The sequence below is a fragment of the Streptomyces kronopolitis genome, assembly GCF_014646275.1.
GTDB classification, from domain to species: domain Bacteria; phylum Actinomycetota; class Actinomycetes; order Streptomycetales; family Streptomycetaceae; genus Streptomyces; species Streptomyces kronopolitis.
Map to the genome: position 1 here is coordinate 452,900 of NZ_BMND01000001.1, position 24,853 is coordinate 477,752.

Here is a 24,853-nt window from a genome sequence, read left to right on the forward strand (position 1 = left end):
TTGTGGTGTCTGATGGCGATGCCTTATCTGGGGGCTCGAAGGCGCGGCCTTCGCCACCGAACTCATCGTCAGCGAACTGGTGACCAACGCCATCCGCTACGGCAAGGGCCCCATCCGGCTACGCATGATCCGGCAGGCAACGTTGATCTGCGAGGTTTTCGATGCCAGCAGCACGGCCCCGCATCTGCGCCGTGCCCGTACCTTCGATGAAGGCGGCCGCGGCCTGCTCCTGGTGGCCCAGCTCGCCAATCGCTGGGGCACCCGGCATACCCGTGAGGGGAAGGTCATCTGAGCGGAACAGCCCCTTCCGGCAGGCCGGAGTCCCGGGCTCGGCCTGTGACGAAAGCCTGCCGTCACCGGTCAGGTAATTCGCGCCCACTCCCAGCTCCGCACTTTCAGCCCCTCTGAACTTTCGTGCGTGATCCAGGACGGTCCGGCGTAATTCGGCTGGCAGTTGCTTGCTGGCAGTTGCTTTCTCCGATGGGAAGCATTGGCTGCAACCGGGCCGCGCCTGGCCTTGGTTGAGCTGGCGAAACGACAGGCTCGCGACCGGGGGCGGGGAGGTACCACCCGCCGTGGCCCCCGTTTCCGCCACTCTGCGGCCCCGTCCGGTGCCTCTGTCGCGTCAGGGATCCGGGGGCGACGATTGCCGCCAGGGACTGTCTCGTGTGGTGGCCGTCACGCGGCAAATCGGGGCAGTTGGGAAGTTCTCCCCGGAGGGTCCGGTTGGCGTCCAAGGCGGGGCCCCGCCTACTCGACGGGGTGTGCGTCTCAGGAAACTCCCTGGACGTGGGGTCAGGGGGCGATGCGGGTTGGCGGAAACTGCTTCCCCCGTGTCCGAAATCCCTTGGCGTGAATCCCTTGCGGTCCGGAGTTTTTCCGGTCGAACGGCGGGCGGGCCATGATCGATTTCTTATGGACAGTGTCGATTGGCGACCCTAGGATCTGGCCTGGTCTGGCCGGAGATGGTCGAGAAATTAAATCGATGAGACATTGACTTTCGGGGGATCTTGATATGCCCAACCCCACCGTGTGGAATATCGTTTCGGACGCAGGATCCGACGCCGACACCGATATCGTGCTTGCGGCCGATTTCCCGGTGACGGGGAGGAACGAGGGTGGATTCGCCGATCTGGCGCCCGGTCTGAAGCTGGACTGCGATCTGTGGCAGACCGTCGCCCCGGTCCGCGACCCCGAGACCGCGGCCCTGGACGACAGTTACCTGGAGCCCTGGCTCTCCGAGGTGGCCGCATCCGGTCGCACGGTCCGCGCCGTGCTCGGCTACTGTGCGGGCTCCGTATTCGCCGGCGTGCTCGCCGAGAAGATCGGCGCACGGCAGCCGATTGCCCCCCGTGTGGTGCTGTTCGACCCCGAACTGGTCGATGTGCCCACCGTCCACCTCCAGTTCGGCCGGGTCATCGGCAACATGACCACCGTTCTGACCCCGGAGGAGATAGCCGAGCTGTCCGGCGCCGCCGAGCGGCTCGCCGCGCAGCCCGACATCACCCCGGCCGCCTTCGCCGCCGGCCTGTACGCGGCCTTCCGCCCGATCGGCACCGCGGCGCTGCGGCGGGCCGGACTCGACGAGGACTACGCCGGCGAACTGGTCCAGCTGGTCGGTTCGTTCATGTCCTACCTCGCCACCGCCGCCGGTCTCGACCCGCGCCCCGGCTGGCAGGGGGCCACGGTCGTCACCTCCGCCAGTGCGACCAGCGGACTGAACCGGATGCGCACCACACCCGGCGTCGCCCCCATCGAGGTCGCGGACGAGCGGCGCTTCGAGGTCGAGCACCGGGACCTGCTGCGTACCCCCGCCATCGCCGAAGCCGTGGGCGGAGTCCTGGCAAGTCGCCCCGGGGAGTACACGTGAGCGCCGAAGCCACGGCCGGCCTCACGGCCGGCGAGGCGCAGGACGGGTCCGGCCGCCCGGCCGGACGCGTACCGGCGAGCCGCAAGGAGACCACCCTCTGGCTCCTCGACGAGCTGGTCCCCGGCAGCGGCGCCAACAACCTGTCGCTGGCCCTGCGCGTGCGGGGCCGTCTCGACACCGCCGCCACCACGCACGCCCTGCGGCTCCTGACGGAGCGCTTCGAGGTGCTGCGCACGGTCTACCGGCGTGACGGCGCCGAGCTGACCAGGGCCGTCATGCCGTCCCTGACCGTCGGGCTGGAGGAGGCGGAGCACCGCGGCGGCGCGGAGGACGAACCGGCCGTCCTGACGGCCTTCGTGGCCCGCCCGTTCACCCCGGACGGCAGCCCCCTCGTACGCGCCCTGCTGTTGCACGGGCCGGACGCCGACGTGCTGTGCCTGGCCCTCCACCACGCCGTGTCGGACGTGCAGTCGACGGCCATCCTGCGCGCCGAGTTCGTCGCCCTCTACGAGGCGGTCCTGGAGGGCGGGCACCCCGCCCCCGCCGAAGTGCCCGCCCTGCACGAGCCCGCACCGTCCCCCGAGAGCCGCGACTACTGGCAGCAGCGCATGGCCGGATTCCGCTCCTCGGGCCTGGAACTCCTCTGCGAGCAGCGCGACCAGCCCGTCACCACCCTCCAGGGCGACGAGGTCACCCACGTCCTGTCGGCCGAGGCCCACGCGGTCGTACGCCGCCTCCAGCGCGAGCTGCGGGCGCCCGAGTCCGTCGTGCTCCTCACCGCCTACGCGGTCCTCCTCGCCGCGCACGGCGCCGGGCCCGACCTCACCATCGGCTCGCCGGTCAACACCCGCCCGCGCGAGGCGGTGGACGCGGTCGGCTACCACAGCAACCTCGTCGTCCTGCGTCTGCTGCTGGACCGTGACGCCACCTTCCGGGGCCTCACGGCCCTGACCCGGCGGACCTTCATGGAGGCGATGGCGCACAAGGACGTACCGACCGACGACGTGCTCGACATGGTCGAACGCGACGGCTCCGGCTGGCGCAACGCGCTGTTCAAGCACGTCTTCAACTACGTCCCCTTCGCCGAGGACCAGCGCATCTTCACCCTCGCCGGCGCCGAGGCCGAACTCCTCGTCGTCGAGAACGGTTTCAGCCAGTTCGACCTCGAGTTCTTCGTCTCGGCCAACCAGGAGACCGCCACCGTCCGCGCCGCGTTCTACACCGGGGTGCTGGACCGGTCGGACGTGGAACTGATGGTCCGGCGCTACGACGCCCTGCTGGTCGCGCTGGGTACGGGGGCGGACACCCCGATCGCCTCCCTGCCCACCTGGTCGGCCCGCGACCACGAGGTCATCGACGCCGCCAACGCCACGGATCGCGCGATCGGCCTGCCGTCGGTGCTCACCGGCTTCGCCCGCCGCGCCGCCGCCGACCCCTCGGCCGTGGCCGTACGGGAGGGCGAGCGCACGGCCACGTACGGCGGCCTGTGGTCCGCCGCCGTCGACACGGCCGCCCGGCTGGCCGAGGCCGGCGTACGCCCCGGCGATGTCGTCGCGCTCCTCCTGCCGCGCGGCGCAGCCCTGGCCGCCTCGGTGTTCGGCACCTGGCTCGCCGGCGCGGCCTACCTGCCGCTCGACCCGAACCACCCCGTGGAGCGGCTGACCTACCAGCTCGACGACACGCGCGCCCGCGTCGTCATCGTCGGCGCCGGCATCACCGCCCCGGAGGGCCACGCCGCCGTCCCCGCCACCGACTGGGAGCAGGTGCCCCAGGTGCCGGTGGACGAGGCGGCGGTGAAGGCCGACCCCGACGCCCTCGCGTACGTGATCCACACCTCCGGCTCGACCGGTAAGCCCAAGGGCATCCCGATCCGGCACGGCAGCCTCGTCAACCACATCGTCGACTACGCCGAACGCTTCGGCGTGGCCGGCTCCACGCGCCCCACCGGCTGGCTCAGCACCTACAGCTTCGACACCTCCTCGCTCGAACTGATGATGCCGCTGCTCCACGGCGGCCACACGGTGGTGCTCCCGGACGAGGCGCGCACGGACGGCACCCTGCTGGCGGCCGCCGTCACCGGCCACGACATCGGCCTGCTGCAGGCGACCCCCACGACGTGGCGGCTCGTCGCCCAGCAGATCGCGGAGGTGACGGCCGGACGCGTCCTGCTGACCGGTGGCGAACCCCTGCCCGCCGAACTGGCCACCCGGCTGCTCGACGCCGGCGCCGAACTGTGGAACGTCTACGGCCCCACCGAGAGCACGATCTGGGCGACCGCCGGCCGTGTACCGGCCGGCCACGGTGGAAGGGTCGATGTCGGCTCTCCCGTCGCCAACACCCGGATCTTCATCGCCGATCCGCACGGCAGGCCGCTCCCGGTCGGCCTCCGCGGAGAGCTGTGCGTCGCGGGCGTCGGCGTCGCCTCCGGCTACCACGAGCGGCCCGACCTGACCGCGGAACGCTTCGGCGAGAACGCCGAGTACGGGCGCTTCCACCGCTCGGGCGACGTGGCCCGTTGGCGCACCGACGGCAGGATCGACCTGTTCGGCCGGCGGGACCGGCAGGTCAAACTGCGCGGCAACCGGATCGAACCCGCCGAGATCGAGGCGGTCCTGCTCGCCCACCCCGACGTCGAGGCGGCGGCCGTCGTGGTCGTCGGCGACCCCGGGGCGGACGGCTATCTGGCCGCGTTCGTCCGGGTCCCGCGCCGTCCCGAGGCCGTGGACGAACTGTGGGACCACGCGCACGGGCAGCTCCCGCGCTCGGTCGTCCCGCACCGGTTCATCGCCGTGGACGCCTTCCCCCGCACCGGCAGCGACAAGGTCGACCACCTGGCCCTCGCCGAACAGGCGGCCCGGCACTCCGGCCCGGCCGTCGGCGGCCACGGCGCGGACTCCGCCGCCGGGGCGCAGGACGACCTGACGGCCACCGTCGTCGGCCTGTTCGCCGAACTGCTCGACCGCAGCGACCTCGACGCCGGCGCGCACTTCTTCGCCAACGGCGGGCACTCGCTGCTGGCCGTCGCCCTCGCCCAGCGCATCAAGGACATCACCGGTGTCCGGCTCGCGCTGACCGACGTGTTCGAGACGCCCACCCCCGCCGCCCTGGCCGACCGGCTGCGCCGGCTCGCCTGACGGAACCGAAAGAGACGCGCTCATGGAAATCCTCAAGCTCGCCGTCAGCGGCTGGTTCGCCCGGGCCCTCGCGGTCGCCGCCCGCCTGGAGATCGCCGACATCCTTGACGGCGGATCGATGACCTCGGCCGAACTCGCCGAGCGCACCGAGACCGACCCCGACATCCTCCACCGCCTCCTCCAGATGCTCACCGTGCCGGGAGTCCTGGAGCGCGACGGGGAGAAGTTCCGGCTGACCGAGGCCTACGCGCCGCTGCGCGCGGACCACCCCTTCACCCAGCGCCACTTCGCCATCCTCGCCGCCGAGCTGTACGACGACGCCTTCGCCGGCCTGCTGCACACGGTGAAGACCGGCAAGTCCGGCTTCCAGGAGATCTTCGGGGAATCCCTCTACGGCTACCTGGAGACCCACCCCGAGACGGCGGACCTGTTCGACAAGGGCATGGTCGACCTGGCGACGCCGGTGGCCCAGTGCCTGCTCTCCCTGCACGACTTCAGTGCCGTCAAGACGGTCGTCGACGTGGGCGGCGGGAGCGGCGGCCTGCTCCCCGGCCTGCTGGCCGCCCACTCGGACCTGCGCGGCACCGTCGCCGACCGGGCCAGCGTCTGCGCCAGGGGCCGCACGGCCCTGGAGCGGGTCGCGAAGCAGGACGTGCTCGCCCGCATCGACTTCACCCCGAGCGACTTCTTCGTCGAGCTCCCCGCCGGAGCCGACCGCTACCTGCTGAAGAACGTGCTGCACGACTGGACGTACGACAACTGCGTCCGGATCCTGCGCACCGTCGCCACCGCCATGGCCGACAGCCCCGCCGACGCCCGGCTGCTCGTCGTGGAGCCGCTGGTGGAGAGCGACATCGACGGCTGGCGGGCGATGTTCCAGGCCGTGGCCTGCGACGAGGGCACCACCGGACTGGACGAGCCCGCCATGCGGCGCGCCCTGGAGGAGGCCGGCTTCGTCGTGGAGTCGGTCGGGCAACTGCCCACCCAGCACAAGGTGTTCGAGTCCTCCCTGCGTGTCTCCTGATGCTCACACCGGTTTTCCTGTTCGCGGGGCAGGGCTCCCAGTACCACGGCATGGGCAAGTGGCTCTACGGCGCCGACGCCGCGTTCCGTGAAGCCCTCGACTCCCTGGACGCGACGGTCCGCGAGGTGCGCGGCGACTCGGTGATCGAGGCGATCCACGGCCCCGGCCGCGGCCCCGAGCACCCGATGACGCAGTTCTCCCTCACCCAGCCGGCCATCTTCATGGTCGAGTACGCGCTGGCGCGCATGCTCCGGGCCCACGGGTTCGAACCCGGCGCGGTGCTCGGCGCCAGCCTCGGGGAGGTCGCGGCGGCGGCCGTCGCGGGCGCCGTCGACCCGGACGAGTGCCTGCGCTCCCTGCTGCGCCAGGTGGACGTCTTCGAGGCCGAGTGCCCGCGGGGCGGAATGCTCGCGGTCCTGGCCGACCCGGGACTCGCCGACCGCGATCCGGCCCTCGCGGGGGCCCACGTCGCCGCCGTGAACTCCGCGGAGAACTTCGTCCTGGCCGGCACCGCCGAGGTCCTGGACCGGATCGAACGGCACCTCCACGCCACCGGCACGCTGTGCCAGCGGCTGCCCGTCCTGTTCCCCTTCCACTCGCCCCTGATCGACCCGGTCGAGGGCGTGTTCAAGGACCTGATCGGCGACCTGACCATGAAGCCGGCCGCGATCCCGCTGATCTCCGGCACCACCGGCGCCACCGTGCGGATACCCGACCCCGCGCACCTGTGGCGGGTGCTCCGCGACCCCTTCGACCTGACCGGGGCGCTGGGACCCCTGCTGGAACGGGATGACCTGCTCTTCCTCGACCTCGGGCCCTCCGGGTCCATGGCCAACCTGGTGCGGGCCGCCCTGCCGGAGGGCAGCCGTTCCCGCGTGCTGCCGCTGCTGTCCCCGTACGCCCGTGACGAGGTGCTGTACCGGGCCGTCCTCGACGCGCGCCCCCGCCTCGCCGCCACCCCCGCAAGAATCGAGGTGAACCCCGTGAGCGCTCCCGCAGCGACCGCCGCGCACCGGTCCGCCGCCGCACCGACGCTCGACGTCCACGTCTTCCCCGGGCAGGGCGCGCAGGCCAAGGGCATGGGCCGGGAGGTGTTCGACCGCTTCCCCGACCTCGTCGCCCGCGCCGACGCCGTCCTCGGCTACTCCCTCCGGGAACTGTGCCTGGAGGACCCGGGCCGCAACCTGCGGAACACCCAGTACACCCAGCCCGCGCTGTACGTGGTCAACTCCCTCACCTGGCTGGCGGCCGTGGGCGAGGGCGGGCGCCTGCCCGACTACGTCCTCGGGCACAGCCTGGGCGAGTTCTCCGCACTGTTCGCCGCCGGGGTGTACGACTTCGAGACGGGCCTGCGCCTGGTCGCCGAGCGCGGCCGGCTCATGGGGCAGGTCACGGGCGGCACGATGGCTGCCGTCTCGTCCGTCGACGCCGCCCTCGTGGAACGGGTGCTGCGCGACGAGGGCTTCTCCGACATCGACATCGCGAACTACAACGCGCCCACGCAGACCGTGATCGCCGGTCCCGCGGACTCGGTCAACCGGGCGCTGCCCGCGCTGAAGGCGGCCGGTGCGCGGTGCGCGCCACTGAACGTCAGCGCGCCCTTCCACAGCCGGTACATGGCCGACGCCGCCGAGGAGTTCGGCCGGCTGCTGGACGCCACCGCCTTCGCGCCGCCGAAGATCCCGGTCGTCGCCAACGTGCACGCACGCCCCTACGAGACGGGAGAGGTGGCCGCCACCCTGCGGCGGCAGATCGCCTCACCCGTGCGCTGGACCGACAGCGTCCGATTCCTCATGGGCCAGGGCGACTTCACGGTGCGTGAGCTCGGTCCGGGGCAGGTGCTGACCAAACTCATCGGCCGGATCCGCGACGAGGCGACCCCCCTCCCCGCTGCCGAGCCCGCCGCTCCCGGGCGGTCCGAGCCGGTCCGTGCCCAGCCGGTTCGTACCGAGCCAGCGCCGGCCGCGCCCGTACGCGCCGCTACGGCCACCGCCGGGTCGCTCGGATCGGCGGACTTCCGGCGGGACTACGGCGTCCGCCTCGCCTACGCCGCCGGCGGGATGCGGCAGGGGATCGGCTCCGTCGACCTGGTCGCCCGGATGGCCGGGGCCGGACTGCTCTCGTACTACGGCGCCTCGGGGCTGCCGGCCCGGGACGTGGCCTCGGCGGTCGCCGCGATCCGCGCACGCGTCCCGGCCGGGGCGCCGTTCGGGGTCAACGTCACGCACGACCCCTTCGACCCGCGGGCCGAGTCCGAGCTGGTCGACGTACTGATCCGGGACGACGTCCGGTTCGTGGAGGCCTCCACCCACGTCGAGGCGACGCCGGCCCTCGTACGGCACCGGCTGACGGGCGCCCGGGTGCTTCCGGGCGGCACCGTGCACGTGCCCCGCAAGATACTGGCGAAGGTGACCCGGCCGGACGCCGCCCGCCTGTTCCTGGAACCGCCGCCGGCCGCGCTGGTCAGCCGGCTGGTGGCGGAGGGCCTGCTCACCGCCGAGGAGGCCGAGGCGGGAGCACGCGTCGCGCTGGCCGACGACGTCTGCGCGGTGGGGGACGCCGGGGACCACTCCGACATGGCGACCCTGTGGGCGCTGCTGCCCGCGCTGCGCGGACTGCGCGCGGAGCTCGGCGGCGTGGCCGGGGCCGTGCGCGTCGGGGCCGGGGGCGGCATCGGGGCCCCCGAGTCGGCGGCGGCCGCCTTCGTCCTGGGCGCCGACTTCGTCCTCACCGGCTCCCTCAACGCGTGCACCGCCGAGAGCGGGACCAGCGCGGCGGCCAAGGACCTCCTGCAGGAGGCCGACGTCCACGACACCGCCTTCGCGCCCTACGGAGACCTCTTCGAACTGGGCGGCCGCGCACGGGTGTTGCGCAAGGGCGTGCTGTTCCATGCCCGCGCGGGAAAGCTCCACGACCTGTGGCGCAACCACGACGCGTGGGAAGCGGTCCCCGCCGCCGTGCGCGCGAAGGTGGAGCGCGACTACCTGGGCGCCTCCTTCGAGGAGGTCCTCACCCGCCTCGGCGACTCCGCCGAGTCCGCCCTCGACCCCAAGCGGCGCATGGCGCTCGTCTTCCGCTGGTACTGCGCCCAGGCGGCCACCTGGGCGATCGAGGGCACACCGGGCCGCGTCGCCGACTACCAGATCCCCTGCGGACCGGCGCTCGGCGCCTGCAACCGCTGGCTGGCCCGCACCCCGCTGCACGCCTGGCGGGACCGGCACGCCGACGTGCTCGCCGAGCGCCTGATGGCCGAGGCCGCCGAGGTCGTGGGCAGCGGGCTCCGAAGCCGCAGCTCCTGATCCCGCGGCGGAACCACGTACCCAGCACCATCCGCACGATCGACATTCTCAGTAACGAGCGAGGCAGACCGCATGACCGAGACCCCCGCCACGGAACTCAGTACCGGATCCGACGACTTGGCGAGCGAGTTCGACCTGTCCGACCCGAAGTTCATCACCGACCCGGAGGCGGGGGAGCGCTGGCTCGGCGGCCCCCGTCCCGTCTGCCGCGGGAAGTTCGCCGACGGCAGCGACGTCTGGGTGGTCACCGGACACCACGACGTCAAGACGGTGCTCGGCGAGCCGACCCTGCGCAGCCGCCCGCCGGGCGACTCCCACCGCGAGAGCATGCTCAGCCGGGGCATCCCCGAGGACATCGTCGACATGTTCGACTCCACCCTGCTGACCATGGACGGCGAGGACCACATGAGGGTCCGCCGCCTCGTCACCCGGGCCCTGTCCGCCCGGCGGATGCTGGCGCTGACCCCGGCCGTCGAACGCGTGGCGCAGCGCCTGCTCGACGGCCTCGCCGGCAAGGCCGAGCCCGACCTGATCGCGGACTACGCGCACCCGCTGGCCATCATCGTCATCTGTGAACTCCTCGGCGTCGACGAGGAGTACCGCGAGCAGTGGCGCGAGTGGAGCGAGACCCTCGCCCAGGCCCTGCGCCCGAACCCCGAGCAGTTCGCCCCGGCCGTACGGGGCATGGCCCGGGTGACCCGGGAACTGATCGCCGCCCGCCGGGCCGAGCCGCGCGACGACCTGATCTCCGAGCTGGTGCAGGTGCACGAGGAGGACAGCGACCGGCTGACCGACGACGAGCTGACCGCCCTGGCGATGGTCCTCGTACAGGCCGGCCACGAGACCGTCCGCAACCTCGTCGCCCTCGGGGTCTTCACCCTGCTCCAGCACCCCGACCAGCTGGAACTGGTGAAGAACGACCCCTCGCTCGGCAGCCGGGCCGCCGCCGAACTCGTGCGCCACACCGCGCCGGTGAAGCACACCTTCCGCCGCTTCGCCACCGAGACCGTCGAGATCGGCGGGGTGAAGGTGCAGCCCGGAGAGGGCATCCAGGTGGTGCTGGCCGCCGCGAACCGGGACCCCGAGGTCTTCGAGGAGCCCGGACGCCTCGACGTCACCCGTGAGCAGAACCCGCACCTGGGCTTCGGCCGGGGCGCGCACTACTGCCTGGGCGCCAGCCTCGCCCTGATCGAGGGGGAGGTCGCCCTGACCGCGCTGTTCCAGCGGTTCCCCGACCTGTCGCTGGCCGTCGACCCGCAGGAGATCGAGCCGCGCTACCTGATGCCGATGCAGCGTCTTCCCGTCCGCCTGTCGCCGGAGGACGAGGTGTGATGACCGACGGCCTTCCCGCAGTCCCGGGTCTGCCGATGACCCGGGGCCGGTGCCCCTTCGACCCCGCACCCGAACTGGGCGTGCTCCGCGCGGACCATCCGGTCGCCCGCATGGAGTTCCCCGACGGGCACGTGGGCTGGCTGGTCACCGGCTGCACCCAGGTCCGCGCACTGCTGTCCGACCGCCGGATGAGCTCCCGGGGGGAGGCGCTGCGCTCGCCCATCCCGCTGCCCATGGCGACGGACCGCACCGAGCCGGCCCCGGGCATGTTCACGGCGATGGACCCGCCGGAGCACACCCGCTACCGGCGGGCGGTGGCCGGCTGGTTCTCGGCGCGCCGCACCCGCACCCTCGAACCCCGGCTGAAGGAACTCGCCGAGCGCCACCTGGACGCCATGGGCGCCGGCAAGGGCGAGAGCCCGGTCGACCTGGTGACGGGGTTCGCGGAGCCCATGGCCGCGTCGGTCATCTGCGAGCTGCTGGGCGTGCCCCTGTCGGAACGTCCGGCCTTCGCCCGGGCCATCAAGGCACTCTTCGCGGTGCACTCCAGCGCCGAGGAGGCCATCGCCGGCTGGCACGCCCTCACCGGCCTGCTGCGCGGGCTGGTCGAGGCGAAGCGCGCCGAACCGGCGGACGACCTGCTCGCCACCCTCGTCACCGAGGGCCGGCTCACGGACGAGGAACTCGTCACGGTCGGCTCCGTGCTGCTGACCGCCGGATACGACACCAGCGCGAACATGATCGCCCTGGGCACCTTCGCCCTGCTGGAGCACCCCGAGCAGTCGGCCGCGCTGGCCGCCGACACCTCCCTGGCCGAGCGGGCGGTCGAGGAACTGCTGCGCTACCTCACGGTCGTCCACGCGGGCGGCATCCGCGCCGTGGGCGAGGACCTGGAGTTCGAGGGACACCGGATGGCGGCCGGGGACGCGGTCTCGCTCTCCTTCGCGGCCGCCAACCGTGATCCGGTGCTGTGCGCCCTGCCGGACGAACTGGACGTGACCCGCGAGCCCGTACCGCACCTCGCCTTCGGACACGGCATCCACCAGTGCGTGGGCCAGCAACTCGCCCGGCTGGAACTGCGGGTCGCCTTCGCGGCCCTGTTCGGGCGCTTCCCGGGGCTACGCCTCGGCATTCCCGCCGCCGAGGTCCGCACCCGCCCGGACATGATCATCTATGGCGTCCAAGAACTACCGGTGACCTGGTGAACGGAGAGCACGTGCTGTACCGAGAGATGTTCAAGTCCAAGATCCACCGTGCCACGGTGACCCAGGCGGACCTGCACTACGTGGGCTCCGTCACCATCGACTCCACGCTGATGGCCGCCGCGAACCTGCTGCCCGGCGAAAAGGTCGACATCGTCGACATCGACAACGGGGCCCGCCTCAGCACCTACGTGATCGAGGGCGAGGCCGACAGCGGGATCATCGGCATCAACGGCGCCGCGGCCCACCTCATCGACCCCGGCCACCTCGTCATCATCATCTCCTACGCCTCCATGAGCGAGGAGCACGCCCGCTCCTACCAGCCGAGCGTGGTGTTCGTCGATGCCGACAACCGACCCGTCACGACCGGCAGCGACCCCGCCGACGTACCCGACGGATTCGGCCTGGTGCGCGGCGACACCGTCAGTGCCTGACCACCCACCTGCTCACCGGAGACCCACATGAGTGCCACTCCTGACGTCATGACCGCCTTCACCAGTGGTCTCGCGGACATCAACCTCGACGAGTCCGGCACCGCCCGCCGCGGCGCGAACGCCGCCGGCATGAAGTCCGCCAGCGCCTCCATCTACGACATGGCCGCCACGCTCTCCGGCCACGGGGCCCTGTGGAACTGGGGCATGCACGACCCCGCGCTCGTCGAGGAGATCCGCGCCCGCGTGCCCGGCTTCGGCGAGCCCTGGACCGACGGCTTCAGCGAGCAGCTCTACTTCCTCGCCCTGCGCGAACTCCCCATCGACCTGGACGACTACGCCGGCCGCCACGTCCTGGAGGTCGGCTGCGGCATGGGGGAGGGCCTCAACTTCCTCTCCCGCGTCGCCCCCGGCGCCGGCATGACCGGCCTGGACCTGTCACCGAAGGCCGTCGCACGGGGCACCGCCACCCTGTCCCGCGGGGACGCGCTCACCTTCGTCCACGGCGACGCGGAGGAGCTGCCCTTCGAGGACGGCTCCGTCGACGTGCTCGTCAACATCGAGAGCTCGCACACCTACCCCGACCTCGGCAGGTTCCTCGGCGAGGCCGCACGCGTGCTGCGCCCCGGCGGCTTCCTCAGCCACATCGACGTCTACACCCGGCAGCGCACGGAGACCATGCGGCGCACGGCGGAGGAGATCAAGGGCCTGGAATGGACGGCCGACCACGACATCTCGGACCGGGTCCGTGCCGCCGTCCGCCGCCGGATGGCACCCGGCAGCCACTTCCGCACCACCCTCGGCAAGCAGCGCATGAACCCGCTGGTGCGCCAGATCGCCGCGCACAGCCAGATCCTCATGTTCGGCGGCATGTTCGCGGGCTACCAGCCGCCGCCCGCCATCAAGGCGCTCAGCAAGCTGGGCATCGTGCCGTGGATGAGCGGCCTGCCAATGGAGAGCTACCGCCACCGGATCGCCGTCCGCCGATGACCGCAGTCCGGGCCGAAACCGCAAGGGGGGAAGCATGAACCCACGGCTGTTCGCCGTCGCCGCCGGCACCGAGGACCTGCTCCAGGTCCTGCTGCACGCCCACCTCGACAGGATCCGTGCCGGACGCGACCTGCCCGCACTCGCCCGGTACTGCCACGAGGCGGCGACGGGCACGACCGGAGCCCACCGGATCGCCTTCGCCGTCGACTCGTACGACGACCTGCGCACGCAGCTCGAAGAGGCCTGCGCGGGGGAGGTGGGGCGGGTCCCGGCCCAGGTCACGGCCCGGCGCCCCGGGCTGGTGTTCGTCTTCGCCGGACAGGGCGCCCAGTGGTACGGGATGGGCCGTGAACTCCTCGCACAGCAACCGGTGTTCCGCGAGGCGCTGCTCCAGTGCGACCGACTGGTAAGCGAGTTCGCCGGCTTCTCCGTCGTCGAGCAGCTGAAGCTGCCGGCGGGGGAGGCCCGGCTGGACGAACTGGACGTCCTCCAGCCGACGATGGTCTCCCTGCAGATCGCCCTGACCGCGCTCTGGCGCAGCTGGGGGATCACGCCCGACGCGGTCGTCGGGCACAGCATGGGGGAGATCGCCGCCGCCCACACGGCCGGCGGCCTGACCCTGCGCGAGGCCCTGATGGTCGCCTGCCGGCGCAGCGCGCTGCTGCGCCGGATCTCCGGCAAGGGGGCGCTGGCCACGACGGAACTCTCCCCGGCCGAGGCGCGGGCGGTGGCCGAGGCGAGCGGCGGCGGGATCAGCGTGGCGGGGGAGAACAGCCCCCGCTCCACCGTCCTGGCGGGGGACTCGCACTCGCTCGCGGCGCTCGTCGCCGAGCTGGAGGCGAGGGACGTCTACTGCCGGGTGATCAAGGGGACGGTCGCCTCGCACAGCCACTACGTGGAGGAGCTGCGCGAGGACCTGCACACCGCCCTGCGTACCCTGGAGCCGGCCCCCACCCGCCTGCCGATGTACTCGACCGTGACGGCCGAGCCGGTGCGGGGCGCCGGGCTCGGGGCCGCGTACTGGATGCGCAACTTGCGGGAACCGGTGCGGTTCGCGGCCGCGGTGGAGCATCTGGGCGCCGCGGGACACGAGGTGTTTCTGGAGGTCAGCGCCCATCCGGTGTTGCTGAGCCCGGTGCGCCAGACCCTCGAACACGGGGAGCGGCAGGGATGGCTGCTGCCGTCCGGCAGGCGCCGGGCCGAGGTCCGCTCCATGCTCGCCTCGCTCGGGACCCTGTACGCCTGCGGGCGGGAGCCGAACTGGGCCGCACTGTTCCCGCAGGAGCGGGCCGGCGGCCTCACCCCGTACCAGGCCGCCGTACTGGAGGCGGTGCGCCGGCCCCGGCCGGCACCCGTGGCGGCGGGCCGGGCCGTCTCCGCCTAGGGGCTGTCTGCAACGTCCCGTCGTCCGCCCACCGGGCCGACGACGGGACGTTGACGACACGACCTAGGCCATTTCCTCCCGCCGGACCCGGTGGTGCGGCAGGAGCAGCACGAGGGTGGTGAGCGGGACGAGGCCACCGGCCACCCAGTACAGCGTCTCGCTGTAGGTGGACACGAACGTCTTCGCGCGGATCTCGTCGAGCGCGCCAGCGATCGTATTCCGGGTGCCGACGTCGGCGCCCTGCACCAGGGTGGAGCAGGTGTCCGGAACCCTGGCCAGGTCGTCCTGGCCGAGTGCCTCGGTCGCGCAGTCCTTGAGGCCCGAGGCCTGCACGGGCGACACCGACCGCACGGTGGGGACGACCCGTTCGGCCTGCGGCCCGGCGTTGCCCGCGAGGGCCGCGAAGAAGAGGCTGCCGATGATCGCCACGCCGAGCGCGGCACCGAGCTGGCCGGTGGCGTTGATGATGCCGGAGGCGGCGCCGGCTTCCTGCGGCTGGACCTCCCTGAGCACCAGCGCCGTCAGCGGGGGCATGAGCAGACCCATGCCGGAGCCGATCAGGAGCATGGACGGGACCGCGTGCCAGGAGGTGATGTCCGTACCGAAGTGGCCGGCCGCCCAGGCGTAGGAGAGGATGCCCGCGAGCATCAGGGCGGCCCCCGCGAGCAGGCAGTAACGGCCGTAGAGCGGGGAGAGCTTGCGGACCGCGAGTCCGCCGACGATCGGCACGCACAGGGAGAACGGGATCGCGGTCAGACCAGTGTGCAGGGCCGACCAGCCGAGGCCGGCCTGGAGGTAGAGGGTCCAGCTCAGGAAGAAGCCCGCGGGGATGGCGCTGAAGAGGAGCTGCACGCTGATGCCGGCGCCGAACGCGCGGACCTTGAACAGGGACAGCGTCACCAGGGGCGAGCCGTCCTTGCGGGTCTTGTGGCGTTCGTAGACCACGAACAGCACGAGGACGGGGGCGGTGGCGATGAGCGAGACGATGCTCCACACCGGCCAGTCGAGTTCGCGGCCGAGGGTCAGCGGCACCATGAGCAGCAGCAGTCCGACGATGATCAGCAGCATGCCGATGATGTCCAGGCGCTTCGCGTGGGGTGAGCTCGATTCCCGCATCCACTTCGTGGCGCCGATCAGGGCCAGCACGCCGACCGGCAGGTTCACCACGAAGATGCTGCGCCAGCCGAGGTCCAGCGGGCTCCAGCTGATCAGGGCGCCGCCGATGAGGGGACCGGAGACGATGGCCACGCCGACCATGCTCGCGTAGAGGCTGACGACGCGGCCGATCTCCTGGGGGGCGAAGGAGACGTGGATGAGCGCGAGCACCTGGGGCACCATGATCGCTGCCGTGAGTCCCTGGAGCACGCGGGCGGCGACGAGTAACTCGGTGCTGGGCGCGGCGGCGCACATCGCGGACGCGAGGACGAAGCCGCTGACGCCGAGGAGGAACATCCGCTTGCGGCCGAAGATGTCACCGAGCCGGCCGCCGGTGATCAGCAGGACCGCGAAGCTCAGGGTGTAGCCGGCCGTCATCGCCTGGATGGCGACGGTCGAGGCGCCGAGGTCGCGTTGGATGCTCGGGATCGCCACGGTGATGATGTTGGCGTCGAGCAGATCCATGAAGGTGGCGACCAGCAGGACGGTCAGCGCGAGCCACCGCTTCGGGTCGGGCTCGGGTGCGTCGGGGGCGACAGGTGGGCCGGCGTGCGCCGGCTTTTCTGCCTGGCCTGCCTTGCTCATGGGTTCTTCTCCAGGTTCTCGGTCGGGGGTTCGGCGGCGGATGCCGCGGTGGGTCCGGCAGCGGTCGCGGTGCTGCGGGCGAGTGCGGTCCAGGACTTCATGAGGAGGTCCACCACCTCCACGACGGGGTCCGTGCCGCTGTCGGAGGGGAAGAGCACGCGCTGGATGGACAGCCCGTCGTCCAGCGCGTGCACGATCAGCGCCAGGAGCTCCACGGGCGCCGGCGTGGTCACGCCGCGCGCGGCGAAGCCCTGCTCCAGCGACTGGGCGATCGCGTCCCGGGAGCGGCGCTCGCGGTCCGCCAGTACCGGCAGCAGCTCCGGGTCGCGCAGTCCGTAGAGCCAGAGTTCGGTGCGCAGGGCGAGCCAGCTGGCGAGGTTCTCGTCGCGCCGGCGGTGCCAGGAGCGGAGGTGGGCGAGCATCTCCTCGAAGGTGGCCGCCTCGCGGCTCATCGCCTGGATCTCTTCCAGCTCGTGGTGGGTGCGCTGTTCGAGCAGGGCGAGGACGAGCTCGTGCTTGCCCTCGAAGTTGCCGTAGAAGGCGCCCCGGGTGTAGCCGGCGGCCTCGACGATCTGCTCCACCGAGGTTCCGCTGACCCCCTGGCCGGCGAAGAGCGCGGCCGCCGACTGAAGGATCTGGTCGCGGGTGACCTGCCGGCTCTGCTGCCGGGTGAGTCGCTTGGTGATGGTGATCGCCTCCTTGACGCACTTTCCAGATACAAGACTGTATTCCAATACGAAGTTGTATCTGAAATGCATTAAGGGAAGGTGACGGCCGTGCTGCGGGCGCGCATGCGAAAGGGCTGCCACCCGTGCCCGAAGGGCCGGCCTGGAGGGGCTGTTGCACCTCCTGGTGCGGCTCGCGGCGGGCCGGTTCGGGGGCCGCGCCGAGGTGGACCAGATCGGGGGCTCGGATGCCGAGGTGGCGGCTGAACCCGCCGACCACGATCTCGGCGACGAGGGCCGCCCTCGCGAAGGGCCGTCAGTAGTGCGTTGCTTTTCCTTCTTGCCGCATGCCGATCATCCTGCTGACGCACGAAGAGCCCACAAGGTTGTGATCGAGTTCCGGCCATTGATTCGCTGGTTCCCCTGCGGGCAGGTCACGCGGGGCTCGGCGAGTTACTCGGCTGAATTCCTGTGCAGCCTCCAGGGAGAATGCACTCGTGTCCCATGCATTTCGGTCAGGCGTCGACCGTGGTCGGAATTCGGCATTCCGCCACCGGTCACGGGTCACCGGAACACCGCGGGTGCGGGGGCGGCCGGTACGACGATCCCCGTCGCCACGTACTCGACGCCCTCCCGGACGACGGTCCGCCAGTGACCGGTGAAGGTGTTCACCCGTCGCCCGCCGACCACCGGGCCGGGCACGTGCAGGGAGCTGCTGAAGGTGCCCCGCTCCGGATCGGGGGTGATGGTGCAGTCGCTGAAATCCATCAGCCGGCCCATCAGCGGGAAGCAGGTCTTGTACGTGCTCTCCTTCGCGCTGAACAGCAGCTTGTCCCAGGCCACGGCGGGGTGGGACAGGGCGAGGCGGTCCAGCGTGCGCCGTTCCTCGGGTGAGGCCACCCTCCTCTCGATGCCCCTGGGCAGCGCGGAGTTCGGTTCGGCGTCGATCCCGACCGCGGCGACCGTCGCGGTCCTGGCGACCGCCGCGGCACGGTAGCCGGGGCAGTGGGTCATGCTGCCCGCGATGCCCTCGGGCCAGGCCGGTGCCCCGGCGGGGCCGGGGAGGATCGGCCCGGGTGGCACCCCGAGGCGGGCCAGGGCCGTGCGGGCGCACAGCCGGACGGTGGCGAATTCTCGTCGGCGCCTGTCGACCGCGCGCCTCACCCTGTCCGCTTCCTCCGGGTAGAGGTGGATGTCCGGCGGGTCGGCGAACAGTTCCACGATCACGACGTCCGGCAGCGTACCGACGAGTAGGCCGGGCGCCCCGGCGTCGGGGTGCGGCCCGGACCCCGGCCCCGTGCGGGGACCGGGGTTCACGCCGTCCGGCCAGGTCGGACCGGACTTCCGTGCCGGATGGTGGATGCCGGGAACCGGCTCTGGAATTCCTGACATTGGCGACCCATTCCACTTGCGCAACCAGGCATTGTCGTCCACGATTCATTCTCGTCGGCCCTCGAATTGCAGTGACGGGGGAGAGGGTCGAGCCAGGGGTGGCTTCAATGATCAACCACATCAGTGGTCGCTGCGCCATACGGGCCCCGGCGTAAGTAGTTCTTACTTTCAACTACTTTGACGGCCGGTGTGCTTGACGGGCCTTCAGGAAATTCATCGGGGGATGTAGATGATTCAGCGCTGTGATCAGTCGTGGCCGCATGCGCGCCGGGACGCGCGCCGGTCCGCAGCGTCCGCCGGGCGTACCGCAGCCGGGCGGGTGTCCATATGCTGACCCGCCGGATCGTCCTCGGCCTTCCCGCACTCTCCGTCGGCGGCCTCTCCGAGAACTGGCTGTTACGCGAGGCCGGCGACCTCCATTGGTCCCTGATCGGCGAGCACTTCGGCCTCCCGGTCGCAGAACTCGCCGACGCCGACGGCGAACGGCTGCTGCCCGCCTTCACCCGCGCCAGACTGACCGCGGCCGGCTCCCTCCGCTTCTTCACCGAGCACGACGAGGGAGAACTGACCGGCACGCTCGCCCGGCTCGACGAGCACGAGTTCGTCAGCGACATCCGCTTCGCCACGGCCACGACGTCGGTCGACGTCCGGCTCCTGACCTCCTTCGTCCGCAGGGGCCCCGGCAACTGGCTGGTCCCCGGCACCCCGCGCCACGAAGGCCGCGGCCCCGTGGCGGACGCAAGCGGGGAACACCGCGACTTTCAGGGCGAGTTCCGGGCCCTCACCCAGCTGGAGGGCGACGGTGCCGCCGGCCTCTACACCGACACGTACGAGCTGAACCCCTTCGCGGACGTGAACGCGGCGGGCCTGCTCTACTTCGCCTCGTACCCGCACATCAACGACCGCGGCGAGCGCAACTACGTACGGTCCGTGGTGCCCGGCGGCGAGTGGGCCGTCGACGCCGTCACCCTCAGCCGGGACATCGTCTACCTCGGCAACTGCGGCCTGGCCGACGCCGTGCGCTACCGCCTGGACGGGTTCCGGCTGGGGCCGGAGGACCGGGTGGTCCTCTCCTCCTCCCTCCTGCGCGAACGCGACGGCCGGCCGCTCGCCCGCCTGGAGACCGTCAAGCGGCTCGTCCGGCCCGAGGCCTTCGCCGCGCTCCCGGGCGACGGCGCCGCCCCGGTCGCCGCGATCGGGTCCGCCTCCCCCTCCGCCGCCGTTCCCGAACCGCCGCGCGGCTCCCTGCCCGAAGACCTCGAAAGCCGGCTCCTGGCCCTGATGGAGACCGTGCTCGGGGAGCCCGCGGGCTCGCTGACCGCGGACGACGACCTGCGCCCGCGCGGACTGGACAGCCTGGCCCTGTCCGAGGCCGCCGTACGGGCCGAGGACGAGGTCGGCTGCGAGATCGATCCCAGCACCCTGTTCCAGGCCTTCACGGTCACCGCCATGGCCCGCGTCCTGCGCGGCGAACGCCCGGATCCGGCCGTGGCCGCACCGGCGGCCGCAGCGCCGGCGGCCCTACCGCCGGCCGAGAGACCCGGCGCCATGCCGATCGCCGTGATCGGAATGGCCGGCCGGTTCCCCGGCGCGCCGAGCGTGCCCGAACTGTGGGAGCTCCTGGGCCGCGACGAGGACGCCGTCCGCGACGTTCCCGCGGACCGCTGGAGTGCGGCCGACCACCCCGGTCTGATCGGCAAGGCGGCCCTGCTCGACGACATACGCGGCTTCGACCACGAGTTCTTCGCCATCAGCCCGCGGGAAGCCGCTCTGATGGACCCCCAGCAGCGGCTGCTGCTGGAGACCGTGTGGGCGACGGCCGAGGACGCCGGACGCGATCCGGCCTCGCTCACCGGCAGCCGCACCGGCGTCTACGCGGGCGTGTGCCACTCCGACTACGCCGCGCTGATCGCCCGGCACGCCGGGCGGGACGAGCCGCACCTGAGCGTCGCGGTCTCCCCCTCCCTCGTGGCCAACCGCGTCTCGTACACCCTCGGCCTGCGCGGACCCAGCGTCGCCGTGGACACCCTCTGCTCCTCGTCCCTGGTCGCCGTCGCACAGGCCGTCGCCGCGCTGCGCGCCGGCGAATGCGACCAGGCGTTCGCGGGCGGCGTCAACGTCCTGTGCGACCCCGCCCGGCAGCACGCCTACCAGCGCACCGGCGTGCTGAGTCCGCGAGGCCGCTGCCACACCTTCGACGACGACGCGGACGGATACGTCCGCGGCGAGGGCGTCGCCGCCCTGCTCCTCAAGCCGCTGGACCGGGCGCTGGCCGACGGCGACCGCGTGCACGCGGTGATCCGCGGCGTGGCCGTCAACCACGGAGGGCAGGCCCAGTCCTTCACCGCCCCCAACCCGGACGCGCAGGCCGACCTGCTCGTCACCGCCTACAACGAGGCGGGCGTCGACCCGCGCACGGTCGGCTACATCGAGGCGCACGGCACCGGCACGCGCCTGGGCGACCCGATCGAGGTCTCCGGCATGGTCGCCGCCTTCGAGCGGCTCTACGCGCAGTGGGGCCACGCACGTCCCACCGCGCCGCACTGCGCGGTCGGCTCGGTCAAGACGAGCATCGGCCACCTGGAGGCCGCCGCCGGAATCGCCGGCATGGTCAAGGTGATCCTGGCGATGAGGCACCGTACGCTGCCGGCCGCGCGCAACCTGAACCGCCCGAACCGGATGATCAAGATCGACGGTACGCCGCTGCGCCTCCAACGCGACCGCAGCGCATGGGAGTCGCCCCTGGGCGGCGGCCCCCTGCGTGCCGGGGTCAGCTCCTTCGGGATGGGCGGCACCAACGCGCATGTGGTCCTGGAGGAGGGCCCCCGCCCGGCGGCGGCCCCCGCCACGGCCGCTCCGGTGGTCGTGCCCGTCTCCGCCCGGACCCCGCAGGCCCTGCGGGAGGCCGTGGCCCGCCTGCTCGAGGCGGTCCGCTCCGCGGACGCCCCGCCGCTCGCGTCGATCGCGCGGACCCTGAGCACCGGGCGTGCGGCACTGCCCTACCGCGTCGCCGTCGAGGCGTCGGACCTCGGCGAACTCGCCGCGCGCCTCGCCTCGGTGCTCGACACCCCGCCGAACGCGCCCGTGAACGGACAGTCCCAAGGGTCGGGCCCGGCCCGGACGGCCCCGGACGCACCGCCCGTGTCGCTGCCGACCTATCCCTTCGGCCGCGACCAGCACTGGGTCGCGCCCGTCGCCGGCGCCGAACTCCTCACCACCGAGTGGACGGACGCACCGGCGCCGGACACCGGCGACACCGGCCGGTTGCTGGTGGTCACCACCGACCCGGAACTGGCCCGCACGGTGCTCGGCGGCCGCGCCCTGGTGCACGTCCCCGGGGACCCCGTACCCGAACTGGCCGGCCTCGGCGGGATCGTCGACCTCGTCGACTGGTCCGCCCCCGGCACCCTCGTCACCGAGCGCATCAGCCTGCTGCAGCGGACGCTCACCTCGAACCCCCGCGTCGGGCTGCGCTGCGTCCATGTCAGCGGCGCCGAACGCTCCGCGCTCGCGGGGTTCTACCGCTCCCTGTCCGGCGAGTTCCAGGCCCTCCACGGCCGCACCGTCCGCGTCGACGGCGACCCCGACGAACTCGCCGCCGCGGTCCGGGCCGAGACCGATGCCGTCGACCGCGAGACGGAGATCCGGTACGAGGGCACGCGCCGCCGCCGGCGCGTGGCGGTCTTCGCGCCGGCGCGGGCCGCCGAGGACCTGCTCGCGGGCGTCGACGGCGGCGCGGTGCTCATCACCGGCGGCCTCGGCGGCATCGGCCTGCGCCTCGCCGCCCACCTCGCCGACCGGGGAGCCCGCCACATCGTGCTCGTCGGGCGTTCCCGGGCGCCGGTCCGCAACCAGTGGGCCGCCCTCGTCGCCGCGCCCGGCACCGACCCGGCGCTGCGCGCCCGCCTCACCGCGCTGCTCGCCCTCGTCGAGCGCGGGGTGACGCTGACCGTGCGGACCGACGCCCTGGACGACGTCGCCTCCCTGCGCCGGCTGATCGGCCGGGTCAGGAAGCAGGCCGGCGGTATCGACGCCGTCTTCCACTGCGCTGGGGTCATGGACCCGCCCACGTCCTTCCTGTCCCGTACGCCCGAGGAGATCTCCCGGGTGCTGCGGCCCAAGACGGACGGGCTGCGGGTGCTGTGGGCGGCCTTCGAAGCCACGCCGCCCCGGCTCATGGTGCTGTTCTCCTCCGTGGCGGGAGCGGTGCCGTCCCTCGCCGCGGGCCACCTGGACTACGCGGCGGCGAACGGCGTGCTCGACGACTTCGCCGCCGCCCACGACACCGGCGCCTCCGGGTGCGTGGTGCGCGCCCTGCGCTGGCCCTTGTGGCAGGGCGTGGGCATGGGGCTGGAGCGGACGAGTGCCGCCGGCGGGCTCGGCATCCCCGACCTGGCCGCCGACGACGCGCTGGAACTGCTCGACCTCGCCCTGCGGGTGCCCGGTGACCCCGTGGTCCTGCCGTGCCGGGTGGAGCGCACCGCCGTGGCCGCCGACGAGTTGTTCCTGGCACCGCGGCGTGCTGCGGAGCCGCGGCCCGCACAGCCCTCGGCCGAGGCAGTGGCCGTACCGCACGTGACCGCACCGTCCGGGGAGTTGGCCACGGCGGCGTCGCCGGACTGGCTGTACGCCGTCGTGGCCCGTACCACCAAGGTCGCCCCCGGCCTGCTGGCGGCCGACACCCTGCTCGGTGACATCGGCGTGGACTCGCTGCTGATGGCCGAACTCGTGCGCGCCCTGGAGGAGATCCTCGGCCAGCCGGTCGATCCGAGCCTCCTCCAGGAGCACCCGACGCTCGGCGGCCTCGCCGCCGCGCTCGGCGGACCCCCGGCCGACCTCGTACCCGAGCCGGCCGGCCCGCCCGCCTCCGCGGTGCCGACGCAGCCGTCCCGGGCCGACGCACAGGCCCCGGCACAGGTCCTGATCCCGGCCGCGGACGGGCGGCCGACGCCCATCGCCGTGATCGGGATGGGCTGCCGCCTGCCGGGCGCGTCCGACCCGGCGCAGTTCTGGGAAGCCCTGCTGGCCGGCCGCGACCTCGTCACCGAGGTGCCGGCCGACCGCTGGGACACGGCCTCCCTCTACAGCCCGGACGGGGGACCGGGACGCAGCCAGAGCAAGTGGGGTGGATTCCTCGACGACGCCGCCCTGTTCGACCCGGAGTTCTTCGGATTCGACGCCGAGGCGGCCCGCCACCTCGACCCGCTGGCGCGCAAGGCGCTGGAGGTGTCCGTGGAAGCCCTGCGGGACGCCGGGTACCGCGAGGACGAGGTACGGGGAGGGGCGGTCGGCGTCTTCGTCGGCACGCGTACGGGCAACCACCGCGCACACCTGCAGCCCCCGGAGCGGCCCTACATCGCCGGCGTCAACCAGAACTTCGTCGCCGCCCACATCTCGCACTTCCTGGACCTGACGGGGCCCAATCTCGTGGTCGACAGCGCGTGTTCCTCGTCGCTGGTGACCATCCACCTGGCCGCCCGGAGCCTGGCGTCGGGGGAGACGTCGATGGCCCTGGCCGGCGGCGTGGACCTGCTGTTCGACGAGGAGCCCTACCTCATGCTCAGCGCCGGCAAGGCGCTGTCGCCCACCGGCCGCTGCCGTACCTTCGACGAGTCCGCCGACGGCCTCGTCCCGGGCGAGGGCGCCGGGATGGTGCTCCTCAAGCGCCTCGACGACGCCCTGCGCGACGGGGACCGGGTGCTGGCCGTCATCGAGGCCTCGGGAGTCAACAACGACGGCCGGACCATGGGCCACACCACGCCGAGCGGCCGGGCCCAACGCGAGCTGATCTCCGACGTGCTGGCCCGCGCCGGAGCCGACGCCCGCACCGTCGGATACGTCGAGGCCCACGGCACCGGCACGATGATCGGCGACCCGATCGAGCTCCAGGCCCTGACCGCCGTGCACCGGAAGTACACCGAGGACCGCGGCTACTGCGGCATCGGCAGCGTCAAGAGCTCGATGGGGCACCTGCTCAGCGCCGCGGGCGTCGCCGGATTCATCAAGGCGGTCCAGATCCTGCGGCACGGCCGGCTCGTGCCCACGCTGCACTGCGACCGGCCGAACCCGCGCTTCGCCTTCGCCGACTCGCCCTTCTATCCGGTCACCCGGATGGCGGACCTGCCGGCCGGGAGCCGGGTGGGCGTCAGCGCCTTCGGCTTCGGAGGCACCAACGCCCACGTCCTGCTGGGCCCCGGCACCCCCGGGGAACCAGGACGGCCGGCGCTGTCCACGCCCGCCTATCGGCGCAGCAGGTTCTGGCGCCGGCCCGCCGCGCCCGGACCGGCCCTCGCGCCGGTCCGCTCGGCCCGGCTCGACCTGACCTTCCCGTAACCCGGCGCGGCCGGGCCCGATCAGGCCCCCGCATCGCCGACCACCAGGAGAGAACAC

The 24,853-nt window shown here is 72.6% G+C and carries 13 protein-coding genes and 1 pseudogene; 11 read left to right on the forward strand and 3 right to left on the reverse strand.

All coding sequences use genetic code 11. The annotated features are described in order from the left end of the window. Positions 1-28: 28 nt before the first annotated feature. From IEY78_RS01715 to IEY78_RS01760, 10 genes and pseudogenes are all read left to right on the forward strand, one after another. Positions 29-292: pseudogene (locus IEY78_RS01715) on the forward strand (ATP-binding protein); the annotation flags it as partial. A 723-nt stretch (positions 293-1,015) separates the two neighbouring features. Beyond that, positions 1,016-1,870, forward strand: a complete 855-nt coding sequence (locus IEY78_RS01720; protein WP_189095669.1) for a hypothetical protein — start codon at positions 1,016-1,018, stop codon at positions 1,868-1,870. Further along, a complete protein-coding gene (locus IEY78_RS01725; RefSeq protein ID WP_189095671.1) occupies positions 1,867-5,004 on the forward strand; it encodes a non-ribosomal peptide synthetase in 3,138 nt (1,045 codons plus the stop codon). Before IEY78_RS01720 ends, IEY78_RS01725 begins: the two co-directional genes overlap by 4 nt. Positions 5,005-5,026: 22 nt before the next feature. Then, the gene (locus IEY78_RS01730) at positions 5,027-6,028 is read left to right on the forward strand and encodes a methyltransferase (RefSeq protein ID WP_189095673.1); all 1,002 of its coding nucleotides are present in this window, start codon (positions 5,027-5,029) and stop codon (positions 6,026-6,028) included. Then, entirely contained in the window at positions 6,028-9,327 is a 3,300-nt protein-coding gene (fabD, locus tag IEY78_RS01735; RefSeq protein WP_189095675.1) for an ACP S-malonyltransferase, read from the forward strand. The genes IEY78_RS01730 and fabD overlap by 1 nt, the downstream gene beginning before the upstream one ends. 72 nt (positions 9,328-9,399) lie before the next feature. After that, positions 9,400-10,659 carry a cytochrome P450 family protein gene (locus IEY78_RS01740; protein WP_189095677.1) on the forward strand — a complete coding sequence of 420 codons (1,260 nt, stop codon included), beginning with the start codon at positions 9,400-9,402 and terminating at the stop codon, positions 10,657-10,659. Beyond that, the gene (locus tag IEY78_RS01745; RefSeq protein ID WP_189095679.1) at positions 10,659-11,864 is read left to right on the forward strand and encodes a cytochrome P450; all 1,206 of its coding nucleotides are present in this window, start codon (positions 10,659-10,661) and stop codon (positions 11,862-11,864) included. Before IEY78_RS01740 ends, IEY78_RS01745 begins: the two co-directional genes overlap by 1 nt. A gap of 14 nt (positions 11,865-11,878) precedes the next feature. Further along, positions 11,879-12,295, forward strand: coding sequence for an aspartate 1-decarboxylase (panD, locus tag IEY78_RS01750; protein WP_189095740.1), 417 nt, complete (start codon positions 11,879-11,881; stop codon positions 12,293-12,295). A gap of 27 nt (positions 12,296-12,322) precedes the next feature. Continuing rightward, entirely contained in the window at positions 12,323-13,282 is a 960-nt protein-coding gene (locus IEY78_RS01755; RefSeq protein ID WP_189095681.1) for a class I SAM-dependent methyltransferase, read from the forward strand. Positions 13,283-13,316: 34 nt separating this feature from the next. Further along, entirely contained in the window at positions 13,317-14,666 is a 1,350-nt protein-coding gene (locus IEY78_RS01760; RefSeq protein WP_189095683.1) for an acyltransferase domain-containing protein, read from the forward strand. Positions 14,667-14,729: 63 nt separating this feature from the next. On the opposite strand, the gene IEY78_RS01765 is transcribed toward IEY78_RS01760, so the two are convergent. The 3 genes from IEY78_RS01765 to IEY78_RS01775 all read right to left on the reverse strand — a co-directional run bounded on the left by IEY78_RS01765 (position 14,730) and on the right by IEY78_RS01775 (position 18,298). Next, the gene (locus tag IEY78_RS01765) at positions 14,730-16,406 is read right to left on the reverse strand and encodes an MFS transporter (protein WP_189095684.1); all 1,677 of its coding nucleotides are present in this window, start codon (positions 16,404-16,406) and stop codon (positions 14,730-14,732) included. Next, entirely contained in the window at positions 16,403-17,164 is a 762-nt protein-coding gene (locus IEY78_RS01770) for a TetR/AcrR family transcriptional regulator (RefSeq protein WP_189095685.1), read from the reverse strand. The genes IEY78_RS01765 and IEY78_RS01770 overlap by 4 nt, the downstream gene beginning before the upstream one ends. Before the next feature lie 471 nt (positions 17,165-17,635). Further along, positions 17,636-18,298, reverse strand: a complete 663-nt coding sequence (locus IEY78_RS01775) for a 4'-phosphopantetheinyl transferase family protein (protein WP_229699623.1) — start codon at positions 18,296-18,298, stop codon at positions 17,636-17,638. Between the two features lie 492 nt (positions 18,299-18,790). On the opposite strand from IEY78_RS01775, the gene IEY78_RS01780 reads away from it, so the two are divergent. After that, on the forward strand, positions 18,791-24,796 hold the full coding sequence (locus tag IEY78_RS01780; RefSeq protein ID WP_189095687.1) for an SDR family NAD(P)-dependent oxidoreductase: 6,006 nt from the start codon (positions 18,791-18,793) through the stop codon (positions 24,794-24,796). Positions 24,797-24,853 lie beyond the last annotated feature (57 nt).

Bases quoted from the DNA above. Each gene is read 5' to 3' on its own strand.
- IEY78_RS01730 (WP_189095673.1), top strand. From the start codon at position 5,027: ATGGAAATCCTCAAGCTCGCCGTCAGCGGCTGGTTCGCCCGGGCCCTC.
- IEY78_RS01745 (WP_189095679.1), top strand. From the start codon at position 10,659: ATGACCGACGGCCTTCCCGCAGTCCCGGGTCTGCCGATGACCCGGGGC.
- IEY78_RS01760 (WP_189095683.1), top strand. From the start codon at position 13,317: ATGAACCCACGGCTGTTCGCCGTCGCCGCCGGCACCGAGGACCTGCTC.
- IEY78_RS01755 (WP_189095681.1), top strand. From the start codon at position 12,323: ATGAGTGCCACTCCTGACGTCATGACCGCCTTCACCAGTGGTCTCGCG.
- IEY78_RS01765 (WP_189095684.1), bottom strand. From the start codon at position 16,406: ATGAGCAAGGCAGGCCAGGCAGAAAAGCCGGCGCACGCCGGCCCACCT.
- fabD (WP_189095675.1), top strand. From the start codon at position 6,028: ATGCTCACACCGGTTTTCCTGTTCGCGGGGCAGGGCTCCCAGTACCAC.
- IEY78_RS01720 (WP_189095669.1), top strand. From the start codon at position 1,016: ATGCCCAACCCCACCGTGTGGAATATCGTTTCGGACGCAGGATCCGAC.
- IEY78_RS01780 (WP_189095687.1), top strand. From the start codon at position 18,791: ATGCTGACCCGCCGGATCGTCCTCGGCCTTCCCGCACTCTCCGTCGGC.
- IEY78_RS01740 (WP_189095677.1), top strand. From the start codon at position 9,400: ATGACCGAGACCCCCGCCACGGAACTCAGTACCGGATCCGACGACTTG.
- IEY78_RS01770 (WP_189095685.1), bottom strand. From the start codon at position 17,164: ATGCATTTCAGATACAACTTCGTATTGGAATACAGTCTTGTATCTGGA.